Here is a 15,568-nt window from a genome sequence, read left to right as displayed (position 1 = left end):
CAACCTTTCTTCTACCCGGACCACATTCTCCTGACTCGCGCAATTCCCTTGTGACAGGAACGCCTCATCATGCACAAAACCACGTTGATTACCGGCGGGGCCGGATATATCGGCTCGCATACCACCCTGACCCTGATTGACGCTGGTCAACAGGTGCTGGTCCTCGATAACTTGTGTAACAGCTGCCGCGAATCGCTCGCGCGCCTGGAGTATCTGACTCGCAAGCGAGTTGACTTCATTGAAGGTGATATCCGCGATAACCACCTGCTCGATGATATTTTCAGCCGCTACGACATCGATGCCGTGGTGCACTTTGCCGGTCTCAAGTCCGTGGAGGAAAGCGTTCGAAAGCCGCTGGACTATTACGCCAACAATGTCATTGGTACGCTCAATCTTTGCCATGCGATGGCCCGATTCGAGGTCTTCAAACTGGTGTTCAGCTCATCGGCCACCGTGTATGGCATCCCCCGACAGATACCGCTCATTGAAGATCTGGGCCCAGGCAAACCGATCAATCCCTATGGTCGCACCAAGCTGCTGATCGAAGAGTTGCTCACCGACTTGTGCCTGTCCGATCCGCAGTGGAGCATTGCGGTGCTGCGCTACTTCAACCCGATTGGTGCTCACGATAGCGGGCTGATCGGAGAAAACCCCAATGGCAAGCCCAACAATCTGCTGCCTTGCCTGACACGAGTCGCGATGAGGCAAATACCTGAACTCACCGTATACGGCAGCGACTATCCCACCGTCGACGGAACGTGCGTGCGCGATTACGTCCATGTGGTCGACCTTGCCGAAGGCCATCTCAACGCGTTGCGGGCGTTGCAAAACAGAAACGGTATCCACGTCTGGAACCTGGGAACAGGCATTGGCCACAGCGTGCTGCAAATCATCCGCAGCTTCGAGGACATTACCGGTATTACCATCCCGTTCCGGTTCGCGCCGCGCCGCGCCGGCGATATCGCCGAATGCTGGGCCGACCCCACCAAGGCGGGGCGTGATCTGGGCTGGTACGCACAGCGCGACCTGATGCAGATGATCATCGACACCTGGCGATGGCAAATGTGTAATCCGCACGGATACCGCTCCCAACCCGGATTGGCGGCATCGATTGCGTTAAAGCAATGGGTATGAGCAACCTCGCATGCCCAGACGCCCCATTGCATCGGGTGAAGTACCTGCTTGGCTACATTCTGTTGGCAGTCCTGGCATCGGTGGTTTGCAACACGCCGCCAGCCGCTGCCCAGCCGCTGGCCAACGGCCTGGTGCTGTGGCTAGACGCTGCCGACGCTTCGACAATGACCTTCGATGCCCAGAACCACCTCCTGCGGTGGCACGACAAGTCCGGCATGTCTAATGACGTTGCCGTGGACGATGCCGCAGGCGCCGCACTCCCGCAGCGTGTGGAGAACGCCATGAATGGCCACTCCGTGGTGCGCTTGAGTGGTGTTTCGGCGTTCCTTGGCAAGACCATTCGTGCCGCAAAAGGCCCCGTGACCCTATTGATCGTGTCACGCAGACTGGACGGGCAAAGCGGCGGCGAGACCTGGCAGCGGCTGTTCAGCTCGCGCCCGCGGATCGCTGAAAACGACAACGTGGCACCGAACTTCGCGATCAGCGTGCAACAGCCCTCTGCCTACGCCCCGGCCCTCTTCGTTCTGGAACTCAACGACGTGCCCATAGGCCCGTTTGCGGTGGGGCGCAATGTGGTCGGTAGCACCGAAGACTTGCGTGGCGACATCGCGGAAGTGTTGGTGTACGACCGTCACCTGGCCTCCCTGGAGGAACGGCAGCGCGTGTTTCAGTATCTGGCGCAAAAATGGTCCGTCGCGCTCCCCAAGGCTGCCAATTCCTGGACCCGTATCGGTCCACTGGGCACTGTACCGCTGCGGATCAATGCCGAACTGCCGCTGTCTGATCAGGCCAATGTCGGCCAATGGATTGTGGACACACGATTTTCCGACGACTTCAACGGTGCGACCCTTAACGCCAGTCGCTGGCACGTCAACAATGCCACGGGCACCGAGTCGCTCGGACGTAAACCGGCGCTGTTCACGCCGAACAATGCCTACCTGAGCGATGGCAATCTGAACATCGTTTTCCGCACGGAAAACGTGCCGCAGAAGTACGTTCGGCTGGGCTACCAAGGCTATAGCTCGGCGATGGTCCGCACGATCGAGCGCAGTTTTTACGGCTACTACGAAGCCCGCGCCAAACCCATGGAGTCGGCGGCCTCCAGCGCCTTCTGGCTAGCGTGGACGGGGCTTGCCGACAATGCCACGGAAATCGACATATTCGAAATCGGCGGCAAGACCAAGGGCGCCACCTTCGACCGTCTGTACAACATGAACGCCCACGTCTGGGCCACGCCACAGAGCACCGCCCACCTGCGCGATGGCAGCAGTTGGATCGCCCCGTGGCGCCTGGCCAGCACCTTCCATGTCTACGGTTTTGACTGGCAGCCCGACACCTTGCGCTGGTACGTAGACGGTGTCCTGGTGCGCGAGGCAAAAAACACCCACTGGTTCTACCCGATGCAAATCCTCTTTGACAGCGAGGCCATGTGGCATTGGTTCGGCGTGGTCGACGACGCCGATCTGCCCTCCACTTTCAGCGTGGACTACCTCAAGGTATGGCGGCGCGGTAGATAACCTGATGTGCATTCGCTTGTTAAATGGATTGCCCCAAACCTATGGTGGGCCATGGCAGAGGACGCAGGACCAGATCTGTACATCGAGCGTGACCGTCTTGGGAGTAGCAGCCAGCATCGCGAAAGAGGGGCCGACACAGGCGGCTACGTGAGTTCTGATTGGCGCTTGCAGAGTATCAGGCTTGCGCACGAACGGGCGGGTGTCCAGCAACCACGGCGCGCTCCTCGAGCCCATGCACATTAGCCGAGGTTACGGCGAAGTACTGCCTCTGAGACGGGTTCAGGGAACGGAACTGCGAACGATGGTGTCCTTTGTATTAGGCACCCTGGTGTCGCAATCCTGTTGGGTTAGAGAGGTGGTTTTCATGAACAATATTATCTACATCGTTGGGGCCGTTGTGATTGTCCTGGTTATTCTGTCGTTTGTCGGTCTTGTATAACCTTTATGTTGCTACCCCCTGCCCTCGCAACACCGCAATATCCCGCTTGGGAGGTACGCCAAACAGGCGGCTGTATTCGCGACTGAACTGCGACGGGCTTTCATAACCGACTTTGTAGGCCGCGCTTGATACTTCCTGATGCTCGTTGAGCATCAGTCGCCTCGCCTCGTTCAATCGCAACCACTTCTGGTACTGCAACGGGCTCATCGCGGTGAGCTGGCGGAAGTGGTGGTGAAAGGTGGGCGTGCTCATCTGCACTCGCGCCGCAAGTTCTTCGACGCGAAGCGCCGAGGCGTAATTCAACTTCAGCCAGTCGATGGCTTTTGCAATGCGATAACCCTGGCCATCGACCGAGGTAATCTGCCGCAGCCTGGCAGCCTGATCACTCTTCAAGAGACGATAGTGAATTTCGCGCTGAATCAAGGGTGCAAGCACAGGGATGGCTTCGGGTTCATCGAGTAGCGCCAGCAAGCGCTCGAACGACGCCAGCAAGGCAGGCGTTACTGAACCAATCCCTACACCTTTCACCACTGATCGATCACGGGTTGGCGGCAAGTCACCCTGCACTATCAGCTCAGCCAGCATGCGCAGATCGAGTTTCAAAGTCAGCCCCAGGCATGGCTGTTCCGGGCTTGCCGCCAGCACCTCTGAATTGGCGGGCAAGTCCAATGAGGTGATCAGAAATCGCGACGTGTCATACGGGTAGCCCTCGCCACCTACCCACAGCTGTTTCTCACCCTGGGCGACGAGGATGATGCTTGGCGCGACCATGCAGACGACGGGCGGCGACGGATGTTCACGCCTGAAAAAACCGAGGCCCGCAATGGGCGTTCCGTAGTCACCTGGTTTCGGGATCTGCTCGCCAATGATCCGCGCAAGCGTTTCTTGTGGCGACAGGTGTTGAGCAGCGGTGTCGTGTTTGATCGTCATGTTCGCCTTGTACCTCGTCGCTAAACTCTAACTCGCCCGCTCGCGACCGTCCTGCAAAAAAACAGAGACTCATAGAATCGGGCAAGTAATCCAGCGCAATGCACTACAGGGAGTCTGGGTAGAGCCGGAGAATGTTCATCCGACAAAGCCATTGAGGACTCTCCCATGCTTGTACAAGCCTATGGTGCTCATGCGGGCGACAAGCTCCTTGAGCCGTTGCAAATCATTCGCCGTACACCCTCCGCCCATGACGTTCAGATCGATATCGCTTTTTGCGGCATTTGCCATTCGGATCTGCATCAGGTGCGTGCCGAGTGGGCAGGCACACAGTTTCCCTGCGTACCAGGGCACGAAATTGTCGGCCACGTATCCGCAGTAGGTGCGCATGTTGCGGATTTCACAGTCGGGGATCTGGTCGGTGTCGGTTGCATCGTCGACAGCTGCAAACACTGTGACGACTGTGAGACGGGGCTGGAAAACTACTGCGACGGCATGATCGGAACCTACAACTTCCCGACTTCGGACGCACCTGGCTGGACGCTCGGCGGCTACTCGCAAAGCATCGTGGTGCATGAGCGTTATGTTCTACGCATCCGCCATCCCGAAGAACAACTGGCCGCCGTCGCGCCGCTGCTGTGCGCGGGCATCACCACCTATTCCCCACTGCGTCACTGGAACGCCGGGCCGGGTAAGAAAATCGGCGTGGTCGGCATCGGTGGGCTGGGCCACATGGGCATCAAACTGGCTCATGCGATGGGTGCCCACGTCGTGGCGTTCACCACCTCCGAGTCCAAACGCGAGGCGGCGAAGCAATTGGGCGCCGATGAGGTTGTCGTGTCGCGCAACGTTGAAGAGATGGCCGCGCATGCCCGCAGCTTTGACTTCATTCTGAACACCGTCGCAGCCCCCCACGATCTCGATGCTTTCCTGGTATTGCTCAAGCGCGATGGTGCATTGACGTTGGTCGGTGCGCCCGCCTCGCCGCATCCCTCACCCAACGTGTTCAACCTGATCATGAAACGCCGAACGATTGCCGGCTCGATGATCGGCGGTATCCCCGAGACGCAGGAGATGCTGGATTTCTGTGCCGAGCACGGCATCGTTGCCGACATCGAGTTGGTTCGGGCCGATCAGATCAACGAATCCTATGAACGGATGCTCAAGGGCGACGTCAAGTATCGCTTCGTGATCGACAACGCCACATTGGCTGCCCAAGCGAAAAACGCCAGCGAATAACCACTCAATCGAAAGGACTATCCAGTGAAAGGTATTCTGCTTGCCCTAGGGCTGTTTGTTACCTCCTTTTCTTCAATGGGCGCCGTTCTGTCGAACGGCGCGGACAACTTCTACAAAAGCGAAAAAGTCACGGTAGAAAAAGTCACCTTCAACAATCAATACGGTATGAAGGTGGTGGGCAATCTGTTCACCCTGAAAGGCCTCGATCCGAAAACGAAAAACGCCGCCATCGTCGTTGGCCACCCCATGGGCGCGGTAAAGGAGCAGAGTGCGAACCTGTACGCCACCAAAATGGCCGAGCAGGGGTTTGTTACGCTATCGCTGGACTTGTCGTTCTGGGGCGAAAGCGAGGGCACGCCTCGCCAAGCCGTCTCGCCAGATATCTACGCGGAAGATTTCAGTGCCGCTGTGGACTTTCTCGGCACTCGCCCGATTGTCGACCGTGAACGTATCGGTGTCATCGGCATCTGCGGCAGTGGCAGCTTCGCCATCAGTGCGGCCAAGATTGATCCGCGCATGAAGGCCATCGCCACCGTCAGCATGTATGACATGGGCGCGGCCAATCGTAATGGCCTCAAGCACGGTGTGACGGTAGAACAACGCCAGCAGATCATTCGCGAAGCGACCGAGCAGCGCGATGCCGAATTCCAGGGCGGTGAAATCCGCTACACCGGCGGCACGCCGCTCAAACTGACCGGCAACGCCGTAGGTGACGAGTTTTACGACTTCTATCGCACGCCGCGAGGCGAAGTCACTCCGGCTGGCGCATCGGCGCAGACAACCACCATGCCGACGCAGACCAGCAATGTGAAGTTCATGAACTTCTATCCGTTCAACGACATCGAGACTATCTCTCCTCGCCCGCTGCTGTTCATTGCTGGCGCCCAGGCACATTCCCGCGAGTTCAGTGAGGATGCCTACAAACGGGCTGTCGAACCCAAAGAACTGCTCATCATTCCAGATGCCGGGCATGTGGATCTTTACGACCGGGTCAACCTCATTCCATTCGCCAAGTTGACCACGTTCTTCAAAAGCAACCTGAAGTAGCCCGCTCGGTGCCCTGGCCGGGCACCGGTTCTCTCGTAGCCTCGTTCCCGGGGCTGCGACGCTTCGCGCAATACAGGATTCAAACAATGACTGATCACCTTCACCCAGTGCCTCACAAATCATGGGGTGCCGTATTCGCCATGTCGCTCGCCGCCTTCGTCCTGGTGGCATCGGAATTCATGCCCGTCAGCCTGCTGACGCCGATTGCCGCCGATCTGCATATCACCGAGGGGCAAGCCGGCCAGGGCATTTCTGTCTCTGGGTTGTTTGCGCTGTTTGCCAGTCTTCTGATCGCCTCGGTGGCTGCGCGGGTCGACCGCAAACCGCTGCTCCTTTCACTGACCCTGTTGATGATCCTTTCCGGAACAGTGGTTGCGTTCGCGCCGAACTACTGGGTGTTCATGATCGGCCGCGCATTGATCGGTGTGGCAATAGGCGGCTTCTGGTCGCTGTCGGCGGCAACCGCCATGCGCCTGGTGCCTGATGACCAGATCACTCGCGCGATGGCAATCGTCAACGGAGGCAACGCTCTGGCGACAGTGATTGCGGCACCTTTGGGCAGTTTTCTCGGAGCCTTGATCGGCTGGCGCGGCGCATTCTTGTGCATCATCCCGGTCGCGATAGTTGCCTTTGTCTGGCTTCTGTTCAGCCTGCCAGCGATGAAGTCGCAGAGCCGTTCAGGCACTGGAAATGTCTTCAGGTTGATGACGAGCCTACCCGTCGCGTCAGGCATGGTGGCGGTCAGTGTCTTTTTCATGGGGCAGTTCATGCTGTTTACCTATTTGCGCCCCTTCCTTGAAACGGTCACGCACGTCAGTGTTTCCATGTTGTCGCTGATGTTGCTCGTCCTGGGTCTGGCGGGCCTCGCGGGAACCTTCCTGATTGAACCATTCCTGAAAAATGGCCTGCATCGCACCCTCATCATCATCCCGATCTTGATGGCGGTGATGGCACTGGCGCTGGTTTCGTTCGGCAGTTCGGCCGCAACCACGACTGTCTTGTTGGGCCTCTGGGGATTGGTTGCGACTGCTGCACCGGTGGGATGGTGGACATGGCTGGCCAGAACATTGCCAGAGGCTGCTGAAACGGGAGGCGGCTTAATGGTGGCGATCATTCAACTGGCCATCGCATCGGGGGCGACCGTTGGCGGGCTGGTCTTTGACTCAAGCGGTTATCGAACAACCTTCGAGTTGAGTGCCGCGTTGCTGGGCGTGGCAGCTGTTCTTGCCTTCCTGGCTGCACGCGCAGCCTCGCGGGAGCCTGTTGCATCGGTGAATATCGCTTGAAAAAACCACAAGACGCGCCAAGGCGTTTCTTGTGGTTTCGGTGGAGCAAACGTTCGGAGCCGGACGGTAAAATCAGCGTGCGCTGTCGATGATTTGGCCACCATCCGGCGTCAGGCTGTATCCCGTCAGAAATTGCCCATCCTTGCTGGCGAGGAATAGCACAACCGGCGCAATGTCCTCTTCAGGCGATCCATAACGGCCAAGTACGTTAGTGGGCGCAGGCACATCCGCCGCAGTACCCCAAGTGTCTGCCACCGGCATGACATTGTTTACAGTGATCTTGTCAGCGCCCCACTCCCTTGCCGCCGAGCGAGTCAAGGCACGCACCGCCTCCTTCGCCATGTTGTAAGGGGCATAGCCCGGCAAGCCAATGACCCCGGCCAGCGAGGCGAAGTTGATGACCCTGCCCTCCCCGCTGGCTTTGAGGTGGGGATAACAGGCTTGCATCGTGCGCAGATACGCAATCGGCCCCATCGCAAAATTGCGTTGCAATTGCTCGGCCGTCAGATCCATCACTGATGAAAGGACGACCGAGGGGTCGAAGGCATTGTTCACCAGGATATCGATTCGGCCATACGCAGCCACCACTTTGGCTACGGCAGCGTTGATCTGATCGGGATCGGCGATATCGCAGATTGCTCCCAGCGCGACACCGCCCGCCGCCTGAATATCGGCGACGACCTGATCGACATTTTCAGCCGTGCGCGAAAGAACCGCCACATTCGCACCTTGCGCCGCGAACAGCTTGGCGGTGGCGCGGCCGATGCCACGACCGGCTCCGGTGACGATGGCTACTTTTCCATTGAGTCGGGACATATTGATCTCCAATCAGTTAGGCGTTACTCGATTTGCCGTTGTTACTTGGCCGTAGGGTGACGGCACTTCACGGGCAGTGTTTTGGGTGAAGAAAGAAGCGACCAGCAACGCCAGGCAAATAGCTGCCGGCAACGCACCGCGAGGTTTGCGGACACTGATGTGGGCTTAGGTCAAAGATGTCGCCTAATATGAAAAGCTACAAGTAGGATGAAAAAGTGGTGTTTAGTCTGGAAAACCAGACTAATGGTGACGATCAGGTCAATATGCACGAGGAAATGCGCCGCGCATTTGCGCTGCTCTCAGGCAAGTGGAAGCTGGAAATCATGTGGTTGCTGAACCAGCGGATCTATCGCTTCGGAGAACTGCGCAAGGCGATTAGCGGCATCACTCAGCATATGCTGACGGCACAACTGCGTGAGCTCGAAAACGATGGCCTCGTATCACGAACAGTCTTCGCGCAAGTGCCCCCTCGCGTCGAATATGAAATGACGGCAAAAGCCCGCGCGCTCGGGCCGACGATGGAGGCACTCGCGTTATGGTGGAGCGAGTATGGGAAAAGCGTACCGGTGAAGCCGAGTTCGCGCGGGCGTAAACCCAAAAGCACTTAAGCGTCGGGCAACGGTGCCACCTTGGCAGCAATCGGCCAGTCGGGGCGTGCACTAGACGCCGTTACTCTCTGTCTTGTCTGTGATAATGAGGGACTCGATACCCCAGTCGCCAGGCTGATGCCAATCTTCCCCGAACAGCTCGGCCGGATGCATCGTACGGTCGGAGCCATTGCCGCACGCCAGGGACTTGGCTGGACAATACCGGTCGCATCCCCAACAGATCCGCTCGGGGTGCTTGGGGTTGACGGGGAAGTTCTTGGCCATGTCGATCTCCGATCATTGAGAGACGTCTTTTCAACCTACAGCCTTTGTGCAAAACCATCCTTGATCGATATCAAGAATCGACATCGAGCGACTGCCCCCTCTATCGCGAGCCATCGGCTTAGTTGCTCAAAACTTGATAACAATCATTATTGTTCGCAGAAAAGCTTCCTAGACTAGGGCTCCCACTCGTCAGTGCCCCAGGAAGACATTATGCGTCCCCACCTCTCACTCGCCCTGCTCTTGCTCGTACCGCTGGCTCATGCAAAGGAATACCCGATCGGGGAACCCCAGCTGTGTCAGGGGCTGGAAGTCGGGGCGGTGTATCTGCAACCGATCGAGATGGCGCCTGCCGGGATGATGCGCGCCACCGCGGATTCCGACATCCACCTCGAAGCCGATATTCGGGCCACGGCGGACAATCGACAGGGTTTTCAGGAAGGCAGTTTCGTGCCCTACCTGAACGTCTCTTTCAACCTGAAAAAACAGGGCAGCGACCCAGAGCTCAACGGCGATTTCCATGCCATGGTCGCCAATGACGGCCCGCACTATGGCGACAATGTAAAGCTGCTTGGCCCCGGCAAATATCAGCTGACGTTCACCGTCCTGCCACCCACCGGTCACGGCTCCCTCGGGCGTCATACCGATAAGGAAACCGGTGTAGCGCCTTGGTTCGAACGCTGCGAACTGCACTACGAGTTCATCTACGCCGGCATCGGTAAAAAAGGCGGCTATTGAATGAAGCGCCTGCATCTTGCCTGGCTGATGGTGGCCGGAGCCGTTGCGCCGTTGGCGGCCCATGCCGAGTTGCCGAGCTTTGAGCTGACCCTGCGCGATGGCCACTTCTCTCCTGCCTTGCTCGAGGTTCCGGCCGGACAGCGCTTCAAGATCGTCCTGAAAAATAGCGGTCAGGGGCCGGCCGAGTTCGAAAGCACGCCGTTGCGGGTCGAAAAAGTCCTGTCGCCGGGCGTGACGACCTTCGTCGTCATTCACCCGCTCAGGCCCGGCCACTATCCCTTTTTCGACGAGTTCAATCCGCAATTGCCCGAGGGCGGCATCCTCGCGAAATAACCTGTCACGGAGCTTCCATGAATCAATCAATGTTCATCGTCTGGCGCGAAAGCGTCGAGGCGTTGCTGGTGATCGGTATTCTCCAGGCCTGGGCCAGCCAGCAAGGCCAACGTCATCGCTTGTTCAAATACCTGTGGGCGGGTGTGCTGCTGGGGTTGATGCTCTCTGGCCTGCTGGCGGTGTTGATTCTGTTTACCGGTGAGGCCATGAGCGGGTCGGCCAGTGAATGGTTCCATGCCGCACTCGCCCTGGTTGCCAGCCTGTTGATGGTGCAAATGGTCGGCTGGATGCACCGTCACGGGCGCACCCTCAACCACGATTTGCGACGGCACGCCGATAGCCACCTGGCTCGACAAGGAGGCGCAGGTCTATTACTGCTGGCCATGCTCGCGATCAGCCGTGAAGGCAGCGAAACAGTGGTGTTTCTCTATGGCGCCGGTGCCCGGTTGCGAGGTCCGCAGCTCGGCTTGTTTGCCGTCGGCGGCGTGTTGGGACTGGTGCTGTCGGTGCTGACCATTACGCTGCTGCACAGCAGTCGCCGCTTCATTTCATGGCAACGATTCTTTGCCATCAGCGAAGTCATCTTGCTCATGCTCGGCGCGGCGTTGCTGGTCAGCGGTACCGAGCGAATCGGCGGCCAACTGCTCGCCCTGGAGGTGCCGGACGTGGTTTACCGCATCGTTGGCGAAGCGCTATGGGACAGCAGCGCGTTACTGAACGACAGCCATGGATTGGGTGGTTTTCTGGCCGGGTTTGCCGGTTATCGCGCGACGCCCAGCGGTATGACCTTGCTGGTATGGGTCGGCTATTGGCTGGTTGTCGGCGGTTGGTTTCGGCAACGTACTGCGCGAAACGTCCCATGCCTGAACTGAGCCAACACAATCGATGGCTCCAGCGCCTGGGTGACGGGATGCGTCGCCATGCGCAGGTCATTCGCGTCGTGCAGTGGGCCGTTGTACTGTTCTACGCGTTGCTGCTGGTAATACCGACAGCGCTGCCGCTGCCGGACAGCCAGGCACGGATATTCGACAACCTGACCTTGCTCGCGCAGTTTCTGTTCTGGGGGATCTGGTGGCCGTTCGTGTTGCTGTCGATGGTGTGCTTCGGCCGACTCTGGTGTGGCGTTCTGTGCCCGGAAGGTTCGCTCAGCGAGTGGGCCAGCCATTATGGCAAAGGCCTGGGTGTGCCGCGTTGGGTGCGCTGGGGCGGCTGGCCCACATTGGCGTTCTGCCTGACGACCCTCTACGGCCAGTTGATCAGCGTCTATGACTACGCCCAGGCCGCACTGTTGATTCTGGGTGGCTCAACCGTCGCAGCGGTCATCGTCGGGTTGTTGTTCGCCCGGGGTAAGCGAGTCTGGTGCCGTTATCTGTGCCCGGTCAGCGGCGTTTTCGCCCTGCTCGCGCGTCTGGCCCCTGTGCACTTTCAGGTCGATGAACAACGCTGGATAGCGAATGCCGCACCACGCCTGCCGCCCCCCAATTGCGCTCCCCTGCTCGACATCCGTCGCCTGCAAGGCGCCAGTGATTGCCACGCGTGCGGACGCTGCAGCAGGCAACGCGGTGCCGTTCAACTGATCGCCCGCTCCAGCAATCAGGAGATTCTTCACGCGACGGCGCAGACCCTGTCCCCTTGGGATGTCCGCTTGCTGCTGTTCGGCGTGATCGGCTTGGCCATGGGCGCGTTTCAGTGGACGGTCAGCCCATGGTTTATCGCCCTCAAACAATCCCTCGCCCAATGGCTGGTGGAACACAACCAACTCTGGGCCTTGCAGGACAACGCCCCCTGGTGGCTACTCACCCATTACCCGCAACTCAACGACAGCTTCAGTTGGCTCGACGGCTTCAGCATCGTCGCTTACTTGAGTTTGAGTTCGATCGTGCTCGGCACAGCGTTGATGCTGCTCCTGCGCCTGACAGCCCGGCTGGCGCGAGATCGCACACTGTATGGGCCCCTGGCACTGACACTCACGCCACTGGGGGGTGCCGGACTGTTTCTCGGGCTGTCGGCCACCACCGTCAAATTACTGCGTTATGAAGGCCTGCTGCTGGAGTGGGTACAACCCGCCAGGGCCTGTCTGTTACTGGCTGCAATGGGCTGGAGCCTGCTCCTGGGCTACAAGCGGCTGAGCCACGAAAGGCTTTCCCTGGTGCGTCGCGGGTCAGCCATCGCTTGCCTGCTACTGGCCGAAGGCATGGTGGGATTTGGCTGGTGGTTGCAGTTCTGGGGCTGGGCTTGAGTTCCCCAGCCCCCGTTACCCGCGTAGTACGAAGGCTGGGAACAACTCGCGCAGGGCGTCCCACAACTCCGGCAGCAATGCTTGAGCCGAAACGCTCGGCAACAGCGGATCGAACATCCGCTCGGTGCGAACCAGCTGCACGGCGAAGCGTTTGACGCCCAGCGCACTCAAGCGTTTTGCCAGGATCAGAAGGCGCTCCGGCTCGAACAGATGCCAGTGCACGGTGGTGCGACATTCGTAGTCCACACCACTGGCCAGCAGATGCTCAAGGCTGCGCCAGTTGGCCGTTCCACTGCCCTCGACCCGGGTGATGGCCTGGCAATCCTCGGGCAACGCCTTGACGTCGAAACCGACCCAATCCGCGCCAGTCAGTGCCTTGGCGAAGGCCGCGGGCTTGATGCCGGCGCTGTGCAAGCCGATGCGAAAGCCCATGTCCCGCACTTCATCCATGGCCCCGAGCAAACCGTCCTGCAAGGTTGGCTCACCGCCGCTGAACACCACGGCATCGAGCAGGTCCTGGCGACGTTGCAGAAACGCCAACACCCGCCGCCAATCCACTTCCTCACTGCCACGAGGCGGAATCAGCTGCGGGTTATGACAGTAACGACAACGCCAGGCGCAACCCTGGCAAAACAGCACGCAGGCGAGCTGTCCCGGATAGTCGATAGTGGTCAGGGGCACCATGCCCCCGACCCGAAGCATTCGACTCATTGGCGCCCGGCCAGTGCCGCGCTTTCAGTGAAGTGCACCCGCTCGCGGTGCTCCGACTGTTTACCCGGATTGAACGCCGACACAGGACGGTGATAGCCCATCACCCGGGTCCAGACTTCGCAGCGTTGACGCTGAGCCTGGGGCAGTGTTTGCGATGCAGTCATGGTGAAGCTCCTTGCGGTTGAGTGGATCGAAATCAATGAACAGCGCCGGTTTTCTGTTCTTGCAGCAACAGGGCCTCATCGCACTTGGGACAGAACTCATGCTCGCCATCGAGGTAGCCATGCACCGGGCAGATGGAGAAGGTCGGTGTCACGGTCAGGTACGGCAGACGGAAGCGTCCAAGGGCTTTGCGCACCAGTTGCTTGCAGGCTTGGGTCGATGAAATCCGCTCGGCCATGTACAGGTGCAGGACCGTGCCGCCGGTGTATTTGCATTGCAGTTCGTCTTGAAGTTCCAGGGCCTCGAAGGGGTCTTCGGTGTAGCCCACGGGCAGTTGCGAGGAGTTGGTGTAATACGGCGCCTGCGTACTGCCCGCCTGGAGAATGTCCGGATAACGCTTAAGGTCTTCCTTGGCGAAGCGGTAGGTGGTGCCCTCCGCCGGTGTCGCTTCCAGGTTGTAGAGGTGACCGGTTTCTTCCTGGAAACGCAGCAACGTGGCGCGCACATGGTCCAGCAGATTCAGGGCAAACTGGCGGCCTTGTGCGGTGTGCATGCCCTCCTCGTCGCCGGTGAAATTGCGCAGCATTTCGTGCAGGCCGTTGAGGCCGATGGTGGAGAAATGGTTGCGCAAGGTGCCCAGGTAGCGCTTGGTGTAAGGGTACAAACCGGCATCCATATGGTGCTGAATGACCTTGCGCTTGACCTCCAGGCTCTCCATCGCCAGTTCCATCAGCGCGTCCAGACGCTGTAACAAACCACTGGTATTGCCCTTGAACACATAGCCCAGGCGTGCACAGTTGATGGTCACCACGCCGAGCGACCCGGTCTGTTCCGCCGAGCCGAACAAACCGCCGCCGCGCTTGAGCAATTCGCGCACATCCAGCTGCAACCGGCAGCACATCGAACGCACCTGATTGGGCTGCATGTCCGAATTGAGGAAGTTCTGGAAGTACGGCAAACCGTACCGCGCCGTCATCTCGAACAGACGGTCGGCGTTCTCACTGTCCCACGGAAAATCATGGGTGATGTTGTAGGTCGGGATCGGAAAGGTGAACACGCGCCCTTTCGCATCGCCGGCTTGCATCACCTCGATGTAGGCGCGATTGAGCAGGTCCATTTCGACCTGTAAGTCGCCATAGGCAAACGGCATTTCCTCCCCGCCGATGACGGGTATCTGCTCACGCAGATCCTGCGGGCACACCCAGTCGAAGGTCAGGTTGGTGAACGGCGTCTGGGTGCCCCAGCGTGACGGCACGTTGAGGTTGTAGATGAACTCCTGGATCGCCTGGCGCACCTCCTGATAACTCAGCTGGTCCTTGCGCACGTAGGGCGCCAGGTAGGTGTCGAATGAACTGAATGCCTGAGCACCGGCCCACTCGTTTTGCAGGGTGCCGAGGAAATTCACCATTTGTCCCAGGGCACTGCTCAAGTGCTTCGGCGGACCGGCTTCGACACGCCCCGGCACACCGTTGAGCCCCTCGTGCAACAAGGTGCGCAACGACCACCCGGCGCAGTAGCCGGCGAGCATGTCCAGGTCATGCACATGCAAATCCGCCTCGCGGTGAGCCCGGCCGATGGCCTCGCTGTACACCTCGTCCAGCCAGTAGTTGGCGGTGACCTTGCCCGACACATTCAACACCAGCCCGCCCAGGGAATAGCCCTGATTGGCATTGGCCTGGACTCGCCAGTCTTCACGGTCCAGGTATTCGTTCATCGAGGTCGCCACCTCGACCATGGTCCGGCGATCGCGGCGCAAACGCCCGTGTTGTTCGCGATAAACGATGTAGGCACGCATGGCGAAGAAGAAACCGGCGTCCATCAACACCCGTTCAACACGATCCTGGATCTGCTCGACATGCAACCTTGGCAGCCCTTCCAACCGTGCGAGTACCGCCTCGAGCAAGCCTTCGACTTCAACGTCGGTGTACTCCCCGGTTGCTTTGCCGGCGGCGATCAACGCCTGACGAATCTTGTCGGCATCGAAGGCGACCAGACTGCCATCGCGCTTGTGTAAGCGGTTACATCCTACTGAGATCAGCGTGCTCTGCATTCGGCCTCCAGATACTACATATAGATTTTTTTAAACATACAAACACAACATGCAGTGAAGA

General features: G+C 59.1%; 16 protein-coding genes. 10 read left to right on the top strand and 6 right to left on the bottom strand.

From position 1 onward, the window contains the following. Positions 1-69 precede the first annotated feature (69 nt). Entirely contained in the window at positions 70-1,134 is a 1,065-nt protein-coding gene (galE, locus tag J3D54_RS21530) for a UDP-glucose 4-epimerase GalE (RefSeq protein ID WP_253422450.1), read from the top strand. Further along, positions 1,131-2,651: a family 16 glycosylhydrolase gene (locus J3D54_RS21525; RefSeq protein ID WP_253422448.1), complete on the top strand. Its 1,521-nt coding sequence runs from the start codon at positions 1,131-1,133 to the stop codon at positions 2,649-2,651. Before galE ends, J3D54_RS21525 begins: the two co-directional genes overlap by 4 nt. A 442-nt stretch (positions 2,652-3,093) precedes the next feature. Here J3D54_RS21525 and J3D54_RS21520 read toward each other — a convergent pair whose 3' ends face one another. Next, complete coding sequence (locus J3D54_RS21520) at positions 3,094-4,020, bottom strand: AraC family transcriptional regulator (RefSeq protein WP_253422446.1); 927 nt, start codon at positions 4,018-4,020, stop codon at positions 3,094-3,096. Positions 4,021-4,185: 165 nt separating this feature from the next. Here J3D54_RS21520 and J3D54_RS21515 point away from each other — a divergent pair, with 165 nt between their 5' ends. The 3 genes from J3D54_RS21515 (at position 4,186) to J3D54_RS21505 (ending at position 7,589) form a co-directional block, all read left to right on the top strand. Further along, the gene (locus J3D54_RS21515) at positions 4,186-5,256 is read left to right on the top strand and encodes an NAD(P)-dependent alcohol dehydrogenase (protein ID WP_253422444.1); all 1,071 of its coding nucleotides are present in this window, start codon (positions 4,186-4,188) and stop codon (positions 5,254-5,256) included. Positions 5,257-5,280: 24 nt separating this feature from the next. After that, a complete protein-coding gene (locus J3D54_RS21510) occupies positions 5,281-6,303 on the top strand; it encodes an alpha/beta hydrolase (RefSeq protein WP_253422442.1) in 1,023 nt (340 codons plus the stop codon). Between the two features lie 86 nt (positions 6,304-6,389). Beyond that, positions 6,390-7,589 carry an MFS transporter gene (locus tag J3D54_RS21505; RefSeq protein ID WP_253422440.1) on the top strand — a complete coding sequence of 400 codons (1,200 nt, stop codon included), beginning with the start codon at positions 6,390-6,392 and terminating at the stop codon, positions 7,587-7,589. Between the two features lie 72 nt (positions 7,590-7,661). Here J3D54_RS21505 and J3D54_RS21500 read toward each other — a convergent pair whose 3' ends face one another. Further along, positions 7,662-8,405 carry an SDR family NAD(P)-dependent oxidoreductase gene (locus tag J3D54_RS21500; RefSeq protein ID WP_253422438.1) on the bottom strand — a complete coding sequence of 248 codons (744 nt, stop codon included), beginning with the start codon at positions 8,403-8,405 and terminating at the stop codon, positions 7,662-7,664. A gap of 275 nt (positions 8,406-8,680) precedes the next feature. On the opposite strand from J3D54_RS21500, the gene J3D54_RS21495 reads away from it, so the two are divergent. Next, complete coding sequence (locus tag J3D54_RS21495) at positions 8,681-9,013, top strand: helix-turn-helix domain-containing protein (protein ID WP_301293662.1); 333 nt, start codon at positions 8,681-8,683, stop codon at positions 9,011-9,013. A gap of 51 nt (positions 9,014-9,064) precedes the next feature. Here J3D54_RS21495 and J3D54_RS21490 read toward each other — a convergent pair whose 3' ends face one another. After that, the gene (locus tag J3D54_RS21490; protein ID WP_253422436.1) at positions 9,065-9,277 is read right to left on the bottom strand and encodes a DUF3079 domain-containing protein; all 213 of its coding nucleotides are present in this window, start codon (positions 9,275-9,277) and stop codon (positions 9,065-9,067) included. A 210-nt stretch (positions 9,278-9,487) separates the two neighbouring features. Here J3D54_RS21490 and J3D54_RS21485 point away from each other — a divergent pair, with 210 nt between their 5' ends. From J3D54_RS21485 to J3D54_RS21470, 4 genes are read left to right on the top strand one after another with little or no spacing between them, the layout of a single operon-like run. Then, entirely contained in the window at positions 9,488-10,012 is a 525-nt protein-coding gene (locus J3D54_RS21485; RefSeq protein ID WP_253422434.1) for an iron transporter, read from the top strand. Then, the gene (locus J3D54_RS21480; protein ID WP_253422431.1) at positions 10,013-10,345 is read left to right on the top strand and encodes a cupredoxin domain-containing protein; all 333 of its coding nucleotides are present in this window, start codon (positions 10,013-10,015) and stop codon (positions 10,343-10,345) included. Positions 10,346-10,362: 17 nt separating this feature from the next. Further along, complete coding sequence (locus tag J3D54_RS21475; RefSeq protein ID WP_253422429.1) at positions 10,363-11,217, top strand: FTR1 family protein; 855 nt, start codon at positions 10,363-10,365, stop codon at positions 11,215-11,217. After that, entirely contained in the window at positions 11,205-12,584 is a 1,380-nt protein-coding gene (locus J3D54_RS21470; RefSeq protein WP_253422427.1) for a 4Fe-4S binding protein, read from the top strand. The genes J3D54_RS21475 and J3D54_RS21470 overlap by 13 nt, the downstream gene beginning before the upstream one ends. A gap of 15 nt (positions 12,585-12,599) precedes the next feature. Here the strand turns inward: J3D54_RS21470 and J3D54_RS21465 are convergent, their stop codons facing one another. From J3D54_RS21465 to J3D54_RS21455, 3 genes are read right to left on the bottom strand one after another with little or no spacing between them, the layout of a single operon-like run. Next, entirely contained in the window at positions 12,600-13,295 is a 696-nt protein-coding gene (locus tag J3D54_RS21465; protein ID WP_253422426.1) for an anaerobic ribonucleoside-triphosphate reductase activating protein, read from the bottom strand. Next, positions 13,292-13,459 (bottom strand): anaerobic ribonucleoside-triphosphate reductase, encoded by a 168-nt coding sequence (gene nrdD / locus J3D54_RS21460; protein ID WP_017338867.1) that lies wholly within the window; start codon positions 13,457-13,459, stop codon positions 13,292-13,294. Before nrdD ends, J3D54_RS21465 begins: the two co-directional genes overlap by 4 nt. A gap of 32 nt (positions 13,460-13,491) precedes the next feature. Further along, positions 13,492-15,507, bottom strand: a complete 2,016-nt coding sequence (locus tag J3D54_RS21455; protein ID WP_253422425.1) for a ribonucleoside triphosphate reductase — start codon at positions 15,505-15,507, stop codon at positions 13,492-13,494. Between the last annotated feature and the right edge of the window lie 61 nt (positions 15,508-15,568).

It is taken from the genome of Pseudomonas sp. GGS8 (assembly GCF_024168645.1).
Lineage (GTDB): Bacteria > Pseudomonadota > Gammaproteobacteria > Pseudomonadales > Pseudomonadaceae > Aquipseudomonas.
The sequence above is the reverse complement of the archived record's forward strand: the minus strand, read 5'-3'. Positions and strand labels throughout refer to the sequence as shown.